The organism is Pseudomonas sp. NPDC089758 (assembly GCF_044748705.1).
In the GTDB taxonomy this organism is placed as follows: Bacteria; Pseudomonadota; Gammaproteobacteria; order Pseudomonadales; family Pseudomonadaceae; genus Aquipseudomonas; species Aquipseudomonas putida_X.
The window spans coordinates 521,998-540,400 of the sequence record NZ_JBIVGN010000001.1; the positions used below are offsets into that span (position 1 = coordinate 521,998).

14 protein-coding genes and 1 pseudogene are annotated in these 18,403 nt (G+C 63.8%); 10 read left to right on the forward strand and 5 right to left on the reverse strand.

Going from position 1 to position 18,403, the window contains the following annotated elements; translation table 11 throughout:
* The first annotated feature begins 28 nt into the window (after positions 1 to 28).
* From ACIPZH_RS02535 to ACIPZH_RS02555, 5 genes and pseudogenes are all read left to right on the forward strand, one after another.
* Positions 29 to 1,318, forward strand: coding sequence for an NAD(P)/FAD-dependent oxidoreductase (locus tag ACIPZH_RS02535; RefSeq protein ID WP_400634954.1), 1,290 nt, complete (start codon positions 29 to 31; stop codon positions 1,316 to 1,318).
* A complete protein-coding gene (locus ACIPZH_RS02540; RefSeq protein ID WP_400625714.1) occupies positions 1,311 to 1,862 on the forward strand; it encodes a helix-turn-helix domain-containing protein in 552 nt (183 codons plus the stop codon). The genes ACIPZH_RS02535 and ACIPZH_RS02540 overlap by 8 nt, the downstream gene beginning before the upstream one ends.
* Positions 1,863 to 1,871: 9 nt before the next feature.
* Positions 1,872 to 3,226 (forward strand): annotated as a pseudogene (locus ACIPZH_RS02545) (glutamine synthetase family protein).
* A gap of 296 nt (positions 3,227 to 3,522) precedes the next feature.
* Positions 3,523 to 4,353, forward strand: coding sequence for an alpha/beta fold hydrolase (locus tag ACIPZH_RS02550; protein ID WP_400634956.1), 831 nt, complete (start codon positions 3,523 to 3,525; stop codon positions 4,351 to 4,353).
* Positions 4,354 to 4,549: 196 nt separating this feature from the next.
* The gene (locus ACIPZH_RS02555) at positions 4,550 to 5,329 is read left to right on the forward strand and encodes a TSUP family transporter (RefSeq protein WP_241803318.1); all 780 of its coding nucleotides are present in this window, start codon (positions 4,550 to 4,552) and stop codon (positions 5,327 to 5,329) included.
* A gap of 898 nt (positions 5,330 to 6,227) precedes the next feature.
* Here ACIPZH_RS02555 and nudC read toward each other — a convergent pair.
* Together nudC and ACIPZH_RS02565 are read right to left on the reverse strand one after the other, a co-directional pair.
* On the reverse strand, positions 6,228 to 7,058 hold the full coding sequence (nudC, locus tag ACIPZH_RS02560) for an NAD(+) diphosphatase (protein ID WP_400625722.1): 831 nt from the start codon (positions 7,056 to 7,058) through the stop codon (positions 6,228 to 6,230).
* A gap of 33 nt (positions 7,059 to 7,091) precedes the next feature.
* Positions 7,092 to 7,904, reverse strand: coding sequence for a crotonase/enoyl-CoA hydratase family protein (locus ACIPZH_RS02565; RefSeq protein ID WP_400625724.1), 813 nt, complete (start codon positions 7,902 to 7,904; stop codon positions 7,092 to 7,094).
* 207 nt (positions 7,905 to 8,111) lie between these two features.
* Here ACIPZH_RS02565 and ACIPZH_RS02570 point away from each other — a divergent pair, with 207 nt between their 5' ends.
* Together ACIPZH_RS02570 and ACIPZH_RS02575 are read left to right on the forward strand one after the other, a co-directional pair.
* The gene (locus tag ACIPZH_RS02570; RefSeq protein WP_400625726.1) at positions 8,112 to 8,678 is read left to right on the forward strand and encodes a lipocalin family protein; all 567 of its coding nucleotides are present in this window, start codon (positions 8,112 to 8,114) and stop codon (positions 8,676 to 8,678) included.
* Positions 8,679 to 8,740: 62 nt separating this feature from the next.
* A complete protein-coding gene (locus tag ACIPZH_RS02575) occupies positions 8,741 to 9,706 on the forward strand; it encodes an MBL fold metallo-hydrolase (protein WP_400625728.1) in 966 nt (321 codons plus the stop codon).
* Positions 9,707 to 9,919: 213 nt separating this feature from the next.
* Here the strand turns inward: ACIPZH_RS02575 and ACIPZH_RS02580 are convergent, their stop codons facing one another.
* Positions 9,920 to 11,203 (reverse strand): Zn-dependent hydrolase, encoded by a 1,284-nt coding sequence (locus ACIPZH_RS02580; protein WP_400634957.1) that lies wholly within the window; start codon positions 11,201 to 11,203, stop codon positions 9,920 to 9,922.
* A gap of 13 nt (positions 11,204 to 11,216) precedes the next feature.
* Positions 11,217 to 12,719 carry an NCS1 family nucleobase:cation symporter-1 gene (locus ACIPZH_RS02585; protein ID WP_241803312.1) on the reverse strand — a complete coding sequence of 501 codons (1,503 nt, stop codon included), beginning with the start codon at positions 12,717 to 12,719 and terminating at the stop codon, positions 11,217 to 11,219.
* 616 nt (positions 12,720 to 13,335) lie between these two features.
* Between ACIPZH_RS02585 and hydA the strand changes: the two genes are divergently transcribed.
* The 3 genes from hydA (at position 13,336) to preA (ending at position 17,567) form a co-directional block, all read left to right on the forward strand.
* Entirely contained in the window at positions 13,336 to 14,775 is a 1,440-nt protein-coding gene (hydA, locus tag ACIPZH_RS02590; RefSeq protein WP_400634958.1) for a dihydropyrimidinase, read from the forward strand.
* Between the two features lie 149 nt (positions 14,776 to 14,924).
* Complete coding sequence (locus ACIPZH_RS02595; RefSeq protein WP_400634959.1) at positions 14,925 to 16,292, forward strand: NAD(P)-dependent oxidoreductase; 1,368 nt, start codon at positions 14,925 to 14,927, stop codon at positions 16,290 to 16,292.
* Positions 16,293 to 17,567, forward strand: coding sequence for an NAD-dependent dihydropyrimidine dehydrogenase subunit PreA (preA, locus tag ACIPZH_RS02600; protein ID WP_400634961.1), 1,275 nt, complete (start codon positions 16,293 to 16,295; stop codon positions 17,565 to 17,567).
* A gap of 108 nt (positions 17,568 to 17,675) precedes the next feature.
* Here the strand turns inward: preA and ACIPZH_RS02605 are convergent, their stop codons facing one another.
* A complete protein-coding gene (locus ACIPZH_RS02605; RefSeq protein WP_241803308.1) occupies positions 17,676 to 18,296 on the reverse strand; it encodes a TetR/AcrR family transcriptional regulator in 621 nt (206 codons plus the stop codon).
* Positions 18,297 to 18,403: the final 107 nt, after the last annotated feature.

Sequence of the window (18,403 nt, forward strand, 5' to 3'; positions counted from 1 at the left end):
ATCATAAAAAATTTCACGAGGCCAAGGCATGTTCAAGCAATCCGCCCAGCACGTCGCCAGTTACTACGCACGCACCTACCCCGCCAGCATCCCCTTGCGCCCTACCTTGCAAGGCCGGCACGACACCGATGTGATCCTCATCGGTGCCGGCTTCAGCGGCCTGCACACGGCCCTGCGCCTGGCTTTGGCCGGCAAGCGTGTGACGCTGCTGGAAGCCAGCAGGGTGGCCTGGGCCGCCTCCGGGCGCAACGGTGGCCAGGCGCTGCTGGGCTGGTCATGCGACATGCCGCCGATCGAGAAAGCCTTGGGAGTGGAACGCAGCCAACGCCTGTGGGCCAGCATGTGCTGGGCTGCCGACGAACTGCGTGAATTGCCGCAGCGTCACGGTTTCGATATCGATTACCGGGCCGGCAGCCTCTGGACATCGGTGCTGCCACGCCGGGTGAAACGGCTGGAACAGGCCCTGCTCGATGCCGAACAGAAATGGGGCTACGACGCCCTGCGCCTGATCGGTCGTGACGAGTTGCCCGAGTGGATCGATAGCCCGCGCTACCAGGCTGCGCTGTATGACGCCAGGGGCGCGCACCTCAACCCGCTGAAACTGGCCCAAGGCCTGGCCAGCGCGATCGAGGCTGCCGGCGGGCAGATTTTCGAGCAAAGCCAGGTACTCGACTACCAGCGCAACGCCAATGGCTATATCGCCCGCACTGGCCACGGCCACGTGCACGGCGATGTGCTGGTGCTGGCCTGCAACGCCTACATCGACCGCCTTGACCGCAACCTGTCGCGCCGGCTTCTACCGGTCGGCTCCTATCAAGTGGCCACCGCGCCACTGGAGGCGGGTTTCGCCCGTTCGCTGTTGCCACGCAACAGTTGCGTGATCGACAACCAGTTCGTACCCGACTACTTCCGGCTCACACCTGACCACCGTTTGCTGTTCGGCGGCGGCTGCACCTACCTGGGCGGTATTCCCAAGGACGTGGCCAGCGCCACCCGCCCCTACCTTGAGCGTGTGTTCCCACAACTGGCGGGCGTTGCCATCGACTATGCCTGGGGCGGGCATATCGACTGCAGCATCCAGCGCACCCCGGACATTGGCCGTGACGGCCAGCGCTACTGGCTGCAGGGCTTTTCCGGCCACGGCGTGCTGCCGACCCTGGCCGCGGCGCGCGCGGTCAGCGACGCGATCCTGGGCGACGACGATTTGCTGGCGTTGTACCAAGGCATCGACAATGGCCGCTTCCCGGGCGGCGACCTGTTGGCTGCCCCGCTGGAGGCTGCAGCCAAGGCCTGGTACCGGATGCGCGACCATGTCTGAAGACGCCCAGGGCCTGGCCCTGCTGATTCGTGGCCTGCGCAAGCACCGCGGGCTGACCCTTGGCGAGCTGGCGATCAAGGTCAAGCGCTCGCTGGGCTTTCTGTCCCAGGTCGAGCGCGGCCTGTCGCAGCCGACCGTGGCCGACCTCACGGCGATCAGCGAAGCGCTGCACGTACCCACCACCTATTTCTACCAGGCCAGCCAGCCGCGCGAACTCGACTGGGTCACCCGCCCCGGCGAACGGCGCACGATCTACTACGCCGAGGGCATCAGCGACGTACTGGTCTCGCCAACCCTCAACGGCCGCTTTGCCATGCTTGAAAGCCACCTGGCGCCCGGTGCCAGCAGTGGTGAGGGGCACCTGGACGACAGCGCCGAGCAAGGCGGGTTCGTTCTCGAAGGCGCGCTGACCCTGTGGCTGGATGGCCACCCGGACGCCGTCACACTCGGCCCCAACGACAGCTTTCAGCTCCCCCCGCACAGCCACTTCCGCTACGCCAACCTGACCGACCAGGCGACCCGCGTCCTCTGGGTATTCCGATGAGAGCACAGCATGACAACGACAACGACAGGCTTTGCCGATCTGCTCAGTGAAGTACGTGCCTTCCGCACCCGTTACCCCGAGGTGCGCCATGTCGACCTGCTGAGCCTGGACATCCCCGGGCATTTCTACGGCAAGCGCTACCCCATCGACATGCTCGAAAAGGTTGCCGCTGGCAGCCCGCTGAAACTGCCGCAGAACTGCGTGCTGTTGGGCGTGCAGGGCGGGCTGTTCCCCATTGGCGACTATTGCTTCAACGACGGCGACCCGGACGCCCCGCGGCGCCTGGTGCCCGGCACACTCAAACCGGTGAGCTGGGAGCGCGAACCGCTGGGCCAGATGCTGATCAGCTCCGACGGCACCGCCGCGCCAATCGAGTTCGAGCCCAGGGAGGTGCTCGCCCGGGTGCTGCGGCGCCTGGAGCGGCGCGGCATTCGCCCGGTGGTGGCGTTCGAGCTGGAGTTCTACCTGTTCGACCGGGCACTCAAGCAGGGGCTACCGCAGTTCCCGCGGGACCCGTTCAGCGATGACGCGGACGACCAGCCCAACATGCACATCGAACGGCTGTCGCGGTTCAGCGACGTGCTGCGCGACATGGTCGCAACCGCCAACGCGCAAGGGATCGACGCCAACGTCATCACCGCCGAACTCGGCCCCGGCCAGTTCGAAATCAACTTCGGCCATTGCGATGACGGCCTGCGTGCCGCCGACTGGGCCGCCCTGTTCTGCCGCAGTACCCGCGGCGTGGCGCTCAAGCACGGGCTACGTGCCTCGTTCATGAGCAAGCCCTACCTGCAGGCGCCCGGCAGCGGCATGCACGTGCATGTCAGCCTGTACGACAAGGCCGGCAACAACCTGCTGGCGGCTGACCAGCAGCGCCCGCTGCGCCATGCAGTGGCCGGATGCCTGGCCTTGCTGCCGCACTGCATGCCGATATTCGCCGCCAACCACAATGCGTTTCGCCGTTATGGGGCCATGGTCAATGCCGCCAGCCGTGCCAACTGGGGCTTTGAAGACCGTGACGCATGCATCCGCATCCCCGAGTCGGATGCGTGCAATGTGCGTATCGAGCACCGCCTGGCGGGGGCGGATGCCAACCCTACCTGGTGCTGGCGGCCATCTTGTGCGGCATGGAGCATGGGCTGAATGCCGCGCAGGAGCCGATTGCGCCGCTCAATGATGATCGCGCCAGCGGGGTCGACTTCCCCAAGGACATGCTCGGCGCCGTCGCAGCCATGCGTGGGCACCCGGCTGTGAATGAAGGGTTGGGGGAAGCGTTCGTGATGGTGTATTGCGAGAACAAGCGCCAGGACCACCTGGCGTTCATGCAGGAGGTGAGTGCCCGGGAGTACAGGTGGTTTCTTTGAGGCAGAAACTGGTCACATCGTCGGCAACCCGGCTCACGTAGGTGAGCCCGCTGAATTCGCGGTGCCTGGCACCGGCTGCGCCGGTGATCGCCGGCAAGCCGGCTCCCACCTGGATCGCGCCGGCTTCAGAAGTTGAGCAAGACGGTTGCTTTCACAGGTAAAACGCAGGCCGCAAGAGCTGCGCGGTCGTGGTGGGAGCCGGCTTGCCGGCGATGAGGCCGGTACTGACAAGACAGAAAACTCTCCTATTCTGAATAGCTCACTTGGCAATCCCCCTGCACTGAGGAGACTCGACCATGAGCTACGTGACCACGAAGGATGGCGTTCAGATCTTCTACAAGGACTGGGGCCCGCGCGATGCGCAGGTCATCCACTTCCACCACGGCTGGCCGCTCAGTGCGGACGACTGGGACGCGCAGCTGTTGTTCTTCCTTGGCCAAGGCTTCCGTGTCGTCGCCCACGACCGCCGCGGCCACGGCCGCTCCAGCCAGGTATGGGACGGCCATGACATGGACCACTACGCCGATGACGTGGCCGCCGTGGTCGAGCATCTGGGGATCCAGGGTGCGGTGCATGTCGGCCACTCCACCGGAGGCGGCGAAGTGGTGCGGTACATGGCCCGCTATCCAGGCGACAAGGTGGCCAAGGCGGTGCTGATCGCTGCCGTGCCGCCCTTGATGGTGCAAACGCCAGACAACCCTGGAGGCTTGCCCAAATCAGTGTTCGACGGGTTCCAGGCACAGGTGGCAGGTAACCGAGCCCAGTTCTACCGCGATGTGCCGAGCGGACCGTTCTACGGTTACAACCGGCCAGGCGCCGAGCCCGCCGAAGGGGTCATTGCCAATTGGTGGCGCCAAGGCATGATCGGCAGCGCCAAAGCGCACTACGACGGGATCGTAGCGTTTTCCCAGACTGATTTCACCGAAGACCTGAAGAAGATCCAGCAGCCAGTGCTGGTGATGCATGGTGACGATGACCAGATCGTTCCCTATGAAAACTCAGGCCCACTGTCGGCCAAGCTGCTGCCCAATGGCACGTTGAAAACCTACAAGGGCTTCCCGCATGGCATGCCGACGACCCACGCCGATGTGATCAATGCGGATTTGCTGGCCTTCATCCGAAGCTGACGCCATCGTCCGCGCTGGCCTCATCGCTGGCAAGGCGGCTTTCACAGGACCATCGCCGGCCTTGGCCACTGTGCAGAACCTGTGAGGGCGGGCTTGCCAAGTGAATGAGGCCGGCACTGGCAACCCACCCCGCCCGGGATTACCATGTTGCCCCCTCTAGCGCGGCATTTTGCCGCCCCCTGCCTGCCAGACACCCATGCCCTTCGAACTCACCGTAGAACCGCTCACCTTACTGATCCTCGCCCTGGTCGCCTTCGTCGCCGGTTTCATCGACGCCATCGCCGGCGGAGGTGGCCTGCTCACCACCCCGGCACTGCTCACCGCTGGCATGCCGCCGCACCTGGTGCTGGGCACCAACAAGCTGAGCTCGACGTTCGGCTCGGCTACCGCGGGTTTCACCTACTACAAACGCAAGCTCTTCCACCCGGCGCAATGGCGCCCGGCCTTGCTCGCCACCCTGGTCGGCGCGCTGATCGGCGCGGTCATTGCCCACTACATGCCGGCCGAATGGCTGAACAAGATGCTGCCGGTAGTCGTCTTCGCCTGCGGCATCTATCTGCTGTTCGGGGGTACGCCCAAGGCGCCGCTGGATGCCGATGCGCCGATCAAGAAGAAGTGGCAATTCCCGCAGGGCTTCACCCTGGGCTTCTACGATGGCGTGGCCGGGCCCGGCACCGGTGCTTTCTGGACCGTGAGCACCCTGCTGCTCTACCCCATTGACCTGGTCCGTGCCAGCGGCGTGGCGCGCAGCATGAACTTCGTCAGCAACATCGCGGCGTTGACGGTGTTCGTCATTTCCGGGCAGGTGGATTACATCGTCGGCCTGTGCATGGGCCTGTCGGTGATGGTCGGCGCGTTCTTCGGCGCACGCACGGCGATCAGCGGCGGCAGCAAGTTCATCCGCCCGGTATTCATCACCGTGGTCCTGGCGCTGACCGCACGCCTGGCCTGGCAGCACTGGTTCGGCCAGGCCTGACGCAGGGCCTGGGTCGGCGCCTTGCTGGCCCCATTCGGGCGCAGCGACAGCGCTTGCATAGCGGGCCAGCCCCTGCAGCAACTGCGCGAACCGGTGAGCCATCATGCCCCCCTCCGATGGCCGCAGCCAGGTGCTGCTGATCTCCAGCTGAATGGTGGGCACACCCCGGGTGCAAGCAAATCGGGTAATGGTCTGATGCGTCTGGGCGCTGAAGTAGTTATCCGAAAAGTTGCCGATGCCTTCCTGCTGAAGGCTGTCGAGCAGGGCCGGCAACAATGAAGCATCACCCAGCAGAGACCTGCCATTGAGCGTGCCAATGTCGATATCGTAGGGCCTGAAGTCATGACTGCCATGAATATCCAGGACCACCATCGGCCTCTGGCGGTCAATCAGTTCAGCCAGCGTTTCCTTGAATTCATTGTCATCGTAATAGTTCGGGTCGGACGGTGAGCGGTACTGGGTGTAAAGCACCGTTGCCGAAGCGAGCCGATTGAGCATGTGTGCCAGGGCAGCCGTCCCGCCACCGTCGGAAATGCGAAACCGGCCTTCACGAAAGGACTCGGTGGCATGGGCGGCAGTCACGATGACATGCCCGCTGCCTTGGAGCGTGACGATGGGCGACTCACCCTGAGGCGCCTCGACACTTGCCTGTGCGCTGATGCGCTTTTCGATACCGATAGCCTCATGGACCATCGCCGTATCTACCAGGGCGCGCCCGATCGAACTATTACGCAACGTCTCCTGTTCATGCTCGCGGACGGTGGGTTTCATAAGGCTTCCTGCGCCAACAGTGGCATCGATCCGTCAAGTACCACTGAATGCTAAGCGGGCGCAGTGAAGTCTGAAACTGACAAAAATACCAGGTCAGGCATGCCCCCTGGCACTAGCCCAAGCGCCCTCAACGAGGCAGGACGGGCTCAGGCAAGCCCAGTCGCCGGGCCACATACAGATCGATCAGGTACCGGGCGATGGAACGCCCGGCCGGCAGTGGCGGCAGGTCGTGCACGTTGAACCACCTGGCGTCTTCGATCTCGTCCGGCTGCATGACGATCTCGCCACCGGCATACTCGGCGTGGAAGCCGAGCATCATCGAGTGCGGAAACGGCCAGCACTGGCTGCCGACGTACTGGATGTTGCTGACCTCGACTGCCACCTCTTCACGCACTTCCCGCACCAGGCAATCCTCGGCCGATTCGCCCGGTTCGGCAAAGCCTGCGAGGGTGCTGTAAACACCGGTGACGAAGCGCGGCGATCGGGCCAGCAGGATCTCGTCGCCACGGGTCACCAGCACGATCATGCTCGGCGAGATGCGTGGGTAGCTGCGCAGGTCGCAAGGCTGGCAGTACATCGCCCGCTCCCAGCGGATCTGCGTCATCGGTTGGCCGCAACTGCCACAGAACCGGTGTTCGCGCGCCCAGGTGCCGATCTGCGCGGCGTAGCCAAGCACCTTGTAAAGATCGAAATCGCCTTCGAGCATGAACGCCCGCAGGCCGCGCCAGCCGCAACCGGGCACCTCGGCAGCGCTGCGCAGTTCCAGCAAGAATACCGGCTCGCCGTCGAAATGGCCGATACCGTGCTCGGCCAGCACATCCAGGTCCTGCCGCTTGAGCCAGTCGCGGGGGAACAGCGCGCCATTGGCGTCCACCAGAAACCCTTCCGGGCTGCGGGCGACAGCCCAGCCACCGGTGATCTGCGGGTCGAGTACTGCGCTAGTCCAGCGTGCTGACATGTCGGGGTTCCTTTACTGCGTCCCCCGACCCGGTCAGTCGGCGAACGTCGGTTTCTGTTTGCTCATATGGGCCGCCACAGCCACGCGCAAGTCTTCGGACTGCAGCATGGCAGCGTTCCAGGTGGCGATGTACTCCAGGCCATCGTCGATGCGATGGTCACGCATGTAGCTGAGCATCTCCTTGGTGCCCGCCACAGCGATCGGTGACTTTGCGGCAATCTCGCGGGCAATGGCAAAGACCCCGTCGAGCAACGCAGCCTGATCATCATAGACCCGGTTGACCAGGCCGATGCGCAGCGCCTCGTCGGCCGCAACATTACGCCCGGTGAAGGCCAGTTCACGCATGATGCCGTCGCCGATGATGCGTGGCAAACGTTGCAGGGTGCCGACATCTGCGGCCATGCCCATGTCGATCTCCTTGATCGAAAACTGCGCGTCCGCGCTGCAATAGCGCATGTCGCAGGCCGACACCAGGTCGATGGCACCGCCAATGCAGTAGCCCTGGATGGCCGCCAGCACGGGCTTGCGGCAGTTGTCCACGGCATTGAAGGAGGCCTGCAGGCGCAGGATGGTACGGCGCAGCAGGCGCGCGTTACGGCCAACGTCCTTGCCCATCTGGCCGGCCAGCGAGGCCAGCATCATCAAGTCGATACCCGAAGAAAAATGCTTGCCCGCGCCGCTGATGACCACGGCGCGCACTGCATCGGTGTCGTCGATCCACTGGAAGATATCGACGATCTCTTCCCAGAAGGCAGCATTCATGGCGTTGATCTTTTCAGGGCGATTGATCTGCACATGGGCGATGTTGTCGGTCAGTTCGACCTTGAATGCGCTGTACTCGGTCACGGGCTGCTCTCCTGCGGGGGAAAAGGTTAACGGCACGGATGGTAACCCAGCCCGGTTGCCGTACTTGTGCCAAAACCGGGACTTGCCGAGGGGTTGCCCGGGCCACGCCGTCATAGCTTTGCCCGGCACGAAAAAAGCGTACAACTTTTGCCCCTCACACGCATCGAAACACAGGTAAGCTCTTCATCCCTTCCCAAGAGGTTTGCCATGGCGATGCGTACAGCCCTGATTGTTTCCTGCATGACACTGGCCCTGGCCGGCTGCGCCGGTTCGAGCGATGAGCATCGCGCGCCACCGACCACCCAGCAGGTCGACCTGCAGCGCTACCAAGGCACCTGGTACGAGCAAGCGCGCTTGCCGATGTTCTTCCAACGCAACTGCGTGCAGTCCGAAGCCAACTATGGCTTGCGCGAAGACGGTCGTATCGATGTGACCAACCGTTGCAAGGAAAAGGACGGCCAGTGGAACGAGGCCAAAGGCATCGCCGAAGCCCAGCAGCCGGGCAAGACCGACAAGCTGTGGGTCACCTTCGACAACTGGTTCAGCCGCCTGGCGCCAGGTTTGACCAAGGGCGAATACTGGGTGCTGTACCACGACAAGGACTACCGCGTAGCACTGGTCGGGCACCCCAACCGCGAGTACCTGTGGCTGTTGTCGCGTACCCCAGTGATCAACGACCAGACCCGTGAGCAGATGCTGGCCATTGCCAAGAAACAGGGCTACGACACCAGCGAGCTGATCTGGCGGCAGGGCGATGATGCAGTAACCCCCTGATTCATCGATGCCCCGATTCAATCGGGCTTTGGTGAGTGCCCACTCAGACTTGGAGTCAGTCATTGGACCTGCTGTTTCTGGGCACCTCGGCCGGGGTGCCCACAAAAGCGCGCAACGTCAGCGCCACGGCCGTGATCGAAGCCAGCGGCAGCCACTGGTACCTGGTCGATTGCGGCGAAGGTACACAGCATCAACTGCTGCACACGCCGTTGTCGGTCCGCGACCTGCGCGCCATCTTCATCACCCATGTGCACGGCGACCATTGCTTCGGCCTGCCAGGCCTGCTGGCCAGCGCGGGCATGAGCGGGCGCACGGCACCGCTGGACCTGGTGCTGCCGGCCGCCTTGCACGACTGGGTGCGCCTGAGCCTGGCCGCCAGCGATACCTTCCTGCCGTTCGAACTGCGTTTGCTCGCGGTCGAGCAACGGGATCAATGGCGCAGCGATACCCTGGCGGTCAGCAGCGTACAGCTGTCGCACCGGGTGCCCAGCGTGGCTTTCGTGTTCACCGAGTTGAACCCCGAACCGCGCCTTGACGTGCAGCGCCTGGATGCCGAGGGTATCCCCCGCGGCCCGCTGTGGGGCGAGCTTGCCAAGGGCCAGACGGTCGAGCACGCGGGCCGAGTGCTGCATGGCCGCGACTACCTGCGCGCCTCGCGTCCGGCACGGCGGGTGATCGTCTGCGGCGACAACGACACTCCCGACCTGTTGGCCGAAGCGGCGAAAGACGTAGACGTGCTGGTGCACGAAGCGACATTCACCCAACCGGTCATTGAGCGCACAGGGGTCAGCTTCGGCCACAGCAGCGCGGCCGCCGTGGCGCGCTTTGCCGAAACGGCCGGCGTGCGCAACCTGGTGCTCACACATTTCAGTGCCCGCTATCAGGCAGACCCGCGGCGCAGCCCGTGCATCGACCAGGTCAGGGAAGAGGCGCAGGCCCATTACAGCGGCAACCTGACCCTGGCTCAGGACCTGCAGCGTTACCACATCGGGCGCGATGGGTGCCTGGGCCGGGTCACCGACGTTTAGCAAACCATACCGGCACCACGCTTCACAAACCGACAACCCCAGCGAGTGAAAGCGTTATTTATTCTTTAACGAAAATGTAATATTCGCTTTCGCCGACGCTGCGCCACACCAAGGTGGCCAGCAGCAGCCGAGAGGCGTTGGCCTGAAGGCCGCTGAGTGACCCTCCAGCGGCTGCCTCGCCGGTTAGCCGGCGAGGCAGCCCGTTTCAAGGCATCACGCCGCCAGCCGCCCGCTGGCGATCGCCTCCGACGCCGCCAGCATGGCCCGCAGCAATACCGCGCAGCCCGCTGCCAGGTCTTGCGGGGTGGCGTTCTCGATTTCGTTATGGCTGATGCCGTTTTCACACGGCACGAAGATCATTCCCGCCGGCCCCAACTCGGCCAGGGAGATCGCGTCATGCCCCGCCCCACTGACGATGTCCATGTGCGGCAAGCCCAGTGTCCGCGCCGAATCACGCACGGCATCGACGCAACTGCGGTCGAAGTACAGGGCCGGAAAGTCGGCCGTGGGGGTCAATTCATGGCTCAGCCCATGCTTGGCACAGGTGGTCTCAATCACTGCGCGCACGTCAGCGATCATCGAGTTCAGCTGCTGGGCTTCGAGGTGACGAAAGTCCAGGGTCATGCGCACTTCGCCCGGGATCACGTTGCGAGAACCGGGGTAGGCCTGCAGGCAACCGACCGTGCCACAGGCATGCGGCTGATGGCCCAGCGCGGCCCGGTTGACCGCTTCTACCACCGCCGCAGCGCCGACCAGTGCATCCTTGCGCAGGTGCATCGGCGTAGGGCCGGCATGGGCTTCAACGCCACGCAAGGTCAGGTCGAACCACTTCTGCCCCAGCGCGCCAAGCACCACACCGATGGTCTTGGCCTGGTCCTCAAGGATCGGCCCCTGCTCGATATGGGCTTCGAAATACGCGCCTACCGGGTGGCCAAGCACTGCACGCTGGCCGGCGTAGCCGATGGCAGTCAACGCTTCGCCCATGCTCACGCCCTGGGCATCACGCTTGGCCAAGGTTTCCTCCAGGGTGAATTTGCCGGCAAACACCCCCGAGCCCATCATGCAGGGCGCAAAGCGCGAGCCTTCCTCGTTGGTCCATACCACTACCTCCATCGGGGCTTCGGTCTCGATGCCCAGGTCATTGAGGGTGCGGATCACCTCAAGGCCCGCCATCACCCCAAAGCAGCCATCGAACTTGCCACCGGTGGGCTGAGTATCGATATGGCTGCCGGTCATCACCGGTGGCAGCTTGGGATTGCGCCCTGGCCGGCGGGCAAAGATATTGCCGACGGCATCGACACTGACGCTGCAACCGGCAGCCTCGCACCACTCGACGAACAGGTCGCGCGCCTGGCGGTCGAGGTCGGTCAGCGCCAGGCGGCAGACACCGCCCTTGGGTGTGGCACCGAGGCGGGCGAGGTCCATCAGCGATTGCCACAGGCGCTCACTGTTCACATGCTGTTCCGTCGATTGCAGGGCTTGTTGGGCTGGGGTCATGGGTTAGGTCTCCTCAGGCGTTTTTGTTGTCTGCATTGATCACAGGCTGCACTGGCCCGCGCACCGCCAGGCCGCCCAGGGCGTAGTACAGCACCCCGCCAAGCAGCGACCCGGTGAACCAGCCATAGTCGTAGAACCAACTGAAACTGCTGTTACCAATGGCCATCACGGTCAGAGCCACAGGCAATGCAAAGGCGGCGAAGCCTGCCCAGTTCCAGGCCGGGTAGATGTCATCACGGTACAGGCCGGCCAGATCCAGCTTCTGCCGACGGATCAGGAAGTAGTCCACCACCATGATCCCGGCAATCGGCCCCAGCAGGCTGGAGTACCCCAGCAGCCAGTTGGAATAGACGCTCTCCAGGCTGATGTCGGAAACGATCCAGCCAAGTTTCTTCAGCAACTCGTGGCTCATCAGTGCCAGGCCGATGAAGCCTGTCAGCCACACGGCGCGGCTGCGCCCGATCAGGCGCGGAGCAATGTTCTGGAAGTCGTTGGTCGGTGAGACGATGTTGGCTGCGGTGTTGGTCGACAGCGTCGCGATCACGATCAGCGCCATGGCCAGGGCCACCCAGCCCGGGCTCTGGATCTTGCCGATCAGGCTGACCGGATCGGAGACCGTTTCACCTACCAGCGAGGCCGAGGCGGCGGTCATCACCACGCCCAGGGAAGCGAACAGGAACATGGTCAACGGCAGGCCAAAGATCTGCCCGAGAATCTGGTCTTTCTGGCTTTTGGCGTAGCGGCTGAAATCCGGAATGTTCAGCGACAACGTGGCCCAGAAGCCGACCATCGCGGTAAGCCCGGCACAGAAATAACTCACCACGCTCGCCCCTTCCGGACGCTTGGGCGGCTGGGCCAGCAGCTCGGCCATCGACATGTGCGGCAACGCCCAGAACAGCAGGCCAAAGCCGACTGCCACCAACAAGGGCGCGGACAGGGTTTCGAGCCATTTGATCGATTCTGCACCGCGCAACACCACCCACAGGTTGAGGGCCCAGAACACCATGAAGCCGATCACTTCACCGGTGCCGCCCAACGCTTTCCAGTCATCGAAGATCGAGCCCAGGAACAGGTGAATGGCCAAGCCGCCGAACATCGTCTGGATGCCGAACCAGCCACAGGCAACCACCGCGCGTATCAGGCAGGGTACGTTGGAGCCGAAGATACCGAACGATGAACGCAGCAACACAGGAAAGGGAATGCCGTACTGGGTGCCGGGGAAGGCGTTGAGGGTGAGCGGGATCAGCACGATGAGGTTGGCCAGCAGGATCGCCAGCAACGCCTCGCCCACGCTGAGGCCAAAGTAGGCCGTAAGCACGCCGCCCAGGGTATAGGTGGGCACGCAGATGGACATGCCCACCCACAGTGCGGTGATGTGCCATTTGTTCCAGGTGCGTTGGTGCACCTTTGTGGGCGCGATGTCGTGGTTGTAGCGCGGGCTGTCGAGCACGTCACTGCCTGCGGACAGCTCGAACAGGCCATCCTGCTCGATCACTTGCGATCTGCTCTGTTGCATGGGGCCTTCTCCAGATTTTTCTAATTGTCTGCTCATCGGGCTAACGCGATGGCCGGAGCACATACACCACCAGTACTGCTCCTGCGGTCCGGCCTGGCGGTTGTGGCCGTACTCAAAATACGTGCCGGGCCGGCCTTCGCCTGCCCGGCCGGCCGCCGCCGAGCGCAGGTAATCAACTGATCTGCAAGGTATTGATCTACGTCAGGCGACGGCGCGGTCATGTCATCGCCTTTCACGTTCAGCGCCTGGGACCGGCCCTGGCCCCTGCAACAGGTTTCAAACTGGTGCAGCCTGGTTTTTCAGTGGCGCGCCCTGCGCCTCCCAGCCAGGTTTCAAGCAGCTGATTTTGCATGGAAAATCTTGACCAATTTGGCTTGTTGTCAAGTGCGTCAAAATGGTGAAAGGCCTCACTATTTTGGTGATCTTTTAAATTAATCCTTTAAAATCAGTTACTTATATAAGTTAAAAGCCCATTGAATATTTTCTTGAACAATCCACAATCAGCATCTAAATTCCATTCTTGTCAGGTCTGACAGGATTGAAATTCATCCTCCAGCCACTGGCGCATAACAATCGAAGAACCGGCAAAGACCGGTCAGCCTGCGAGGAAGACGGCATGTCCCTGTTGATCCGTGGCGCCACCGTGGTCACCCACGAAGAGAGCTACCCCGCTGATGTCCTGTGTGTCGATGGCCAGATCTGCGCCATTGGCAAAGACCTACAAGCGCCTACCGACTGCGAGATCCTCGACGGCAGCGGCCAGTACCTGATGCCCGGCGGCATCGACCCGCACACCCACATGCAGTTGCCCTTCATGGGCACAGTGGCCAGCGAGGACTTTTTCAGCGGGACTGCCGCAGGGCTGGCCGGCGGCACCACCTCGATCATCGACTTCGTCATCCCCAACCCGCAGCAATCGCTGCTGGAGGCCTTCCACACCTGGCGCGGCTGGGCGCAAAAGAGCGCGTCCGATTACGGCTTTCACGTTGCCATCACCTGGTGGAGCGAGCAGGTCGCCGAAGAAATGGGCGAGCTGGTCACCCAACATGGCGTGAACAGCTTCAAGCACTTCATGGCCTACAAGAATGCGATCATGGCCGCCGACGACACCCTGGTCGCCAGCTTCGAGCGTTGCCTGCAACTGGGCGCGGTACCCACCGTGCACGCCGAGAACGGCGAGCTGGTCTACCACCTGCAGCAAAAGCTCCTCGCCCAAGGGCTGACCGGCCCCGAGGCGCACCCGCTGTCGCGCCCTTCGCAAGTCGAAGGCGAGGCTGCCAGCCGCGCCATCCGCATCGCCGAAACCATTGGTACGCCGTTGTACGTGGTACACATCTCCAGCCGTGAAGCGCTGGACGAAATCACCTATGCCCGGGCCAAGGGCCAGCCGGTCTACGGTGAAGTACTGCCCGGGCACCTGCTGATCGACGACAGCGTCTACCGTGACCCGGACTGGGCCACCGCCGCTGGGTATGTGATGAGCCCGCCCTTCCGCCCGCGCGAGCATCAGGACGCCCTGTGGCGCGGCCTGCAGTCAGGCAACCTGCACACCACCGCCACCGACCATTGCTGCTTCTGCGCCGAGCAGAAAGCCATGGGGCGCAACGACTTCAGCCGCATCCCCAACGGCACGGCCGGCATCGAAGACCGTATGGCGGTGTTGTGGGACGCGGGCGTCAACAGTGGGCGGCTGTCGATGCATGAATTCGTCGCGCTGACCTCCACCAACACCGCGAAGATCTTCAACCTGTTCCCGCGCAAGGGCGCCATCCGCGTCGGCGCCGATGCCGACCTGGTGCTGTGGGACCCACAGGGCACGCGCACCATCTCCGCGCAGACCCACCACCAGCGTGTCGACTTCAACATCTTCGAGGGCCGCACCGTGCGCGGTATCCCCAGCCACACCATCAGCCAGGGCCGCGTGGTCTGGGCCGATGGCGACCTGCGCGCCGAACCTGGCGCGGGTCGTTACGTGCAGCGCCCGGCGTACCCCTCGGTCTACGAGGTGCTGGGCCGCCGCGCCGAGCAGCAGCGCCCGATACCTGTGCAGCGCTGAAACTGTCGGGGCTGCTGCGCAGCCCCTGGCCGGCAAGCCAGTCCCCCCACGCTCCCAGGTACCTCACTGTACCTGTGGGAGCCGGCTGGCCGGCGATTGGGGCGCATGGCGCCCCACCCCAAGCCCTATAAAAAAGAGAGGCTACAACCGTGATCGACGCCCTGAACCACTTGCCGCGCCCCCGCGCCGGTGCCGACCAACTGGCCGAGCAATTCAGCGACCTCGCGCCGCCCCTCACCGCCCGCCAGGCCGCAGTGGAAAGCGCCCGCTGCCTGTATTGCTACGACGCGCCCTGTGTCAACGCATGCCCGAGCGAAATCGACATTCCCTCGTTCATCCACCGCATCAGCGACGAGAACCGGCAAGGTGCCGCCGAGCGCATCCTGTCGGCCAACATCCTGGGCGGCAGCTGCGCCCGCGTGTGCCCCACCGAGATTCTTTGCCAGCAGGCCTGCGTGCGCAACAATGCCCAGGAATGTGCACCGGTACTGATCGGCCAGCTGCAGCGTTATGCCTTGGACAACGCCGGCTTCACCGAGCACCCGTTCAAACGTTCGCCAGCCACCGGCAAGCGCATCGCCGTGGTCGGTGCAGGCCCCGCCGGGCTGTCGTGTGCACATCGCCTGGCCATGCATGGCCATGAGGTGGTGGTGTTCGAGGCCAGCGACAAGGCGGGCGGCCTGAACGAGTACGGCATCGCCCGCTACAAGCTGGTGGACGATTATGCCCAGCGCGAAGTGGAATTCCTGCTCGGCATCGGCGGCATCGAAATGCGCCACGGCCAACGCCTGGGCGGCAACCTGAGCCTGACAGAGCTGCGTGAGCAATACGATGCGGTATTCCTGGGGCTTGGTCTCGCCGCCGTACGCCAGCTCGGCCTGCCTGGTGAAGAGGCGCCCGGCATGCTCGCGGCCACCGACTACATCCGTGAGCTGCGCCAGGCGGATGATCTTTCGCAACTGCCGTTGGCAGAGCGTTGCCTGGTGATCGGCGCAGGCAACACCGCCATCGACATGGCCGTGCAAATGAGCCGCCTGGGTGCTCGCGACGTCAACCTGGTCTACCGGCGCGGTTACGCCGACATGGGCTCCACCGGCCACGAGCAGGACATTGCCAAGGCCAATCAGGTGCGCCTGCACACCTGGGCCCGCCCCGACGCCGTACTGCTGGACGACGACAACCGCGTGCGGGGCATGCGCTTCGCCCGCACCGAACTGGCCGAGGGCCGCCTGCGCGACACCGGTGAAACCTTCGAGCTGGCCGCCGACGCCATCTTCAAAGCCATCGGCCAAGGTTTCGACGAACACAGCCTCAACGACCCGCTGGCCGCGCAGTTGACCCGCGACGGCGAGCGCATCCGCGTCGACGAGGGTATGCGCACCAGCCTGCCGGGCGTCTACGCCGGTGGCGACTGCACCGCCCTGGGCCAGGACCTCACCGTCCAGGCCGTGCAACACGGCAAGCTGGCCGCCGAAGCCATCCATGCCCAACTCATGCTCAATGTGGAGGCTGCATAAATGGCCGACTTGTCTATCGTATTCGCCGGCATCAAGGCGCCCAACCCCTTCTGGCTGGCCTCCGCGCCGCCGACCGACAAAGCCTACAACGTGGTTCGCGCCTTCGAGGCCGGCTGGGGTGGCGTGGTCTGGAAGACCCTGGGCGAGGACCCGGCAGCGGTCAACGTGTCGTCGCGCTACTCGGCTCATTACGGCGCCAACCGGCTGGTGCAGGGCATCAACAACATCGAGCTGATCACCGACCGCTCCCTGGAAATCAACCTGCGCGAAATCACCCAGGTCAAGAAGGACTGGCCCGACCGGGCGCTGATCGTCTCGCTGATGGTGCCGTGCGTCGAAGAGTCCTGGAAGTTCATCCTGCCGCTGGTGGAAGCCACCGGTGCCGACGGTATCGAACTGAACTTCGGCTGCCCGCATGGCATGCCCGAACGCGGCATGGGCGCGGCGGTCGGCCAGGTGCCGGAGTATGTGGAGATGGTCACCCGCTGGTGCAAGACGCACTGCACATTGCCGGTGATCGTCAAGCTCACGCCCAACATCACCGATATCCGCCAGTCGGCGCGGGCAGCGCATCGCGGTGGCGCCGATGCGGTGTCGCTGATCAACACCATCAACTCCATCACCAGCGTCGACCTGGACCGCATGGTCGCCCACCCGATCGTTGGGGACCAGAGCACCCACGGTGGCTACTGCGGCTCGGCGGTCAAACCCATCGCCCTGAACATGGTCGCCGAGATCGCCCGCGACCCGCAAACCCGCGGGCTACCGATCTGTGGCATCGGCGGTATCGGCAACTGGCGGGATGCGGCCGAGTTCATCGCCCTGGGCAGTGGCGCGGTGCAGGTGTGCACGGCGGCGATGCTGCACGGTTTTCGTATCGTCGAAGACATGAAGGACGGTTTGGCACGCTGGATGGACCAGCACGGGCACCAGAGCCTGGAAGCCTTCCGCGGCCAGGCCGTGGCGCACACCACCGACTGGAAGTACCTGGACATCAACTACAAATCGGTGGCGCACATCGACCAGGATGCCTGCATCGGCTGCGGGCGCTGCCATATCGCTTGCGAGGACACTTCGCACCAGGCCATCGCCAGTACGCTCAAAGCGGACGGGACCCACGCCTACAGCGTGATCGAAGACGAATGCGTGGGCTGCAACCTGTGCCAGATCACCTGTCCGGTGGAACACTGCATCGACATGGTCGCGCAGGACACCGGCAAACCGTACCTGAACTGGACCCAGGACCCGCGCAACCCCTACCGTGAAGCGAGCTGACCCGTGTGAATTGCTGGGGCCGCCTTGCTAGCCTTTCGCGAGGCAAGGCCGCCCCTGCAATGAACCGCGATGCACCGTAGGCGCGGCCGTAACTCAACGGCCGCGCCATCAAGGCTCCAGCCCGATACCCCGCAAAATCACACGCGTCACCGTCTGGATCGCACTCTCGAACGCCAGGTCCGACAACGGTTCACCGCCATTGAGCACCGCCACCTGGTAACCGAAGTCGGCGTAGTGCTGGGTCGAAGCCCAGATCATGTACAGCAGCGCCGAAGGCTCCACCGGCAGGATGCGCCCCTCCTCCACCCAGCGGCGAATCTTGTCGACCTTCAGCTTGGCCCATGGCACCAGGCTGTCATCCAGGCTCACCCCAAGCAGCGGCGCGCCATGCAGCATCTCTTCGGCCCAGATCTTCGAGCCCAGCGGCCGTGAGCGAGAATGGCCCATCTTGGCGCGAATGTAGCTGGTCAACACCACCCGTGGGTCGTCGAAGTTTTCGAAACACAGTGCGTCCTGCTTCCACACATCCAGCAGGTCCTGCAGCACTGCGCGGAACAGTTCGTCCTTGGTGCTGAAGTAGTAATGCAGGTTGGAGCGCGGCAGCTCGGCCTGTTCGGCGATATCACCCATGGACGTTGCGCCGTAGCCTTTCTCGGCGAACACCTTTTCTGCGGCCACGAGGATTTTATCGATGTTGCGACGGCGAATTTCGATCTTGTGGTTGGCCATCAGAATCGCGATACCCTCAATGCCAGCTCATGGCGACGAACGCTCATGCGTATTCCTTGTCGTTTGCTCTTGGCCCTAGTCTACTCCGGTCATTTCGCCGAAGACGA

What these genes read in the sequence shown, in the direction of transcription:
- ACIPZH_RS02535 (WP_400634954.1), top strand. Translation starts at nt 29, where the DNA reads ATGTTCAAGCAATCCGCCCAGCACGTCGCCAGTTACTACGCACGCACC.
- ACIPZH_RS02540 (WP_400625714.1), top strand. Translation starts at nt 1,311, where the DNA reads ATGTCTGAAGACGCCCAGGGCCTGGCCCTGCTGATTCGTGGCCTGCGC.
- ACIPZH_RS02550 (WP_400634956.1), top strand. Translation starts at nt 3,523, where the DNA reads ATGAGCTACGTGACCACGAAGGATGGCGTTCAGATCTTCTACAAGGAC.
- ACIPZH_RS02555 (WP_241803318.1), top strand. Translation starts at nt 4,550, where the DNA reads ATGCCCTTCGAACTCACCGTAGAACCGCTCACCTTACTGATCCTCGCC.
- nudC (WP_400625722.1), bottom strand. Translation starts at nt 7,058, where the DNA reads ATGTCAGCACGCTGGACTAGCGCAGTACTCGACCCGCAGATCACCGGT.
- ACIPZH_RS02570 (WP_400625726.1), top strand. Translation starts at nt 8,112, where the DNA reads ATGGCGATGCGTACAGCCCTGATTGTTTCCTGCATGACACTGGCCCTG.
- ACIPZH_RS02580 (WP_400634957.1), bottom strand. Translation starts at nt 11,203, where the DNA reads ATGACCCCAGCCCAACAAGCCCTGCAATCGACGGAACAGCATGTGAAC.
- ACIPZH_RS02585 (WP_241803312.1), bottom strand. Translation starts at nt 12,719, where the DNA reads ATGCAACAGAGCAGATCGCAAGTGATCGAGCAGGATGGCCTGTTCGAG.
- hydA (WP_400634958.1), top strand. Translation starts at nt 13,336, where the DNA reads ATGTCCCTGTTGATCCGTGGCGCCACCGTGGTCACCCACGAAGAGAGC.
- preA (WP_400634961.1), top strand. Translation starts at nt 16,293, where the DNA reads ATGGCCGACTTGTCTATCGTATTCGCCGGCATCAAGGCGCCCAACCCC.
- ACIPZH_RS02605 (WP_241803308.1), bottom strand. Translation starts at nt 18,296, where the DNA reads ATGGCCAACCACAAGATCGAAATTCGCCGTCGCAACATCGATAAAATC.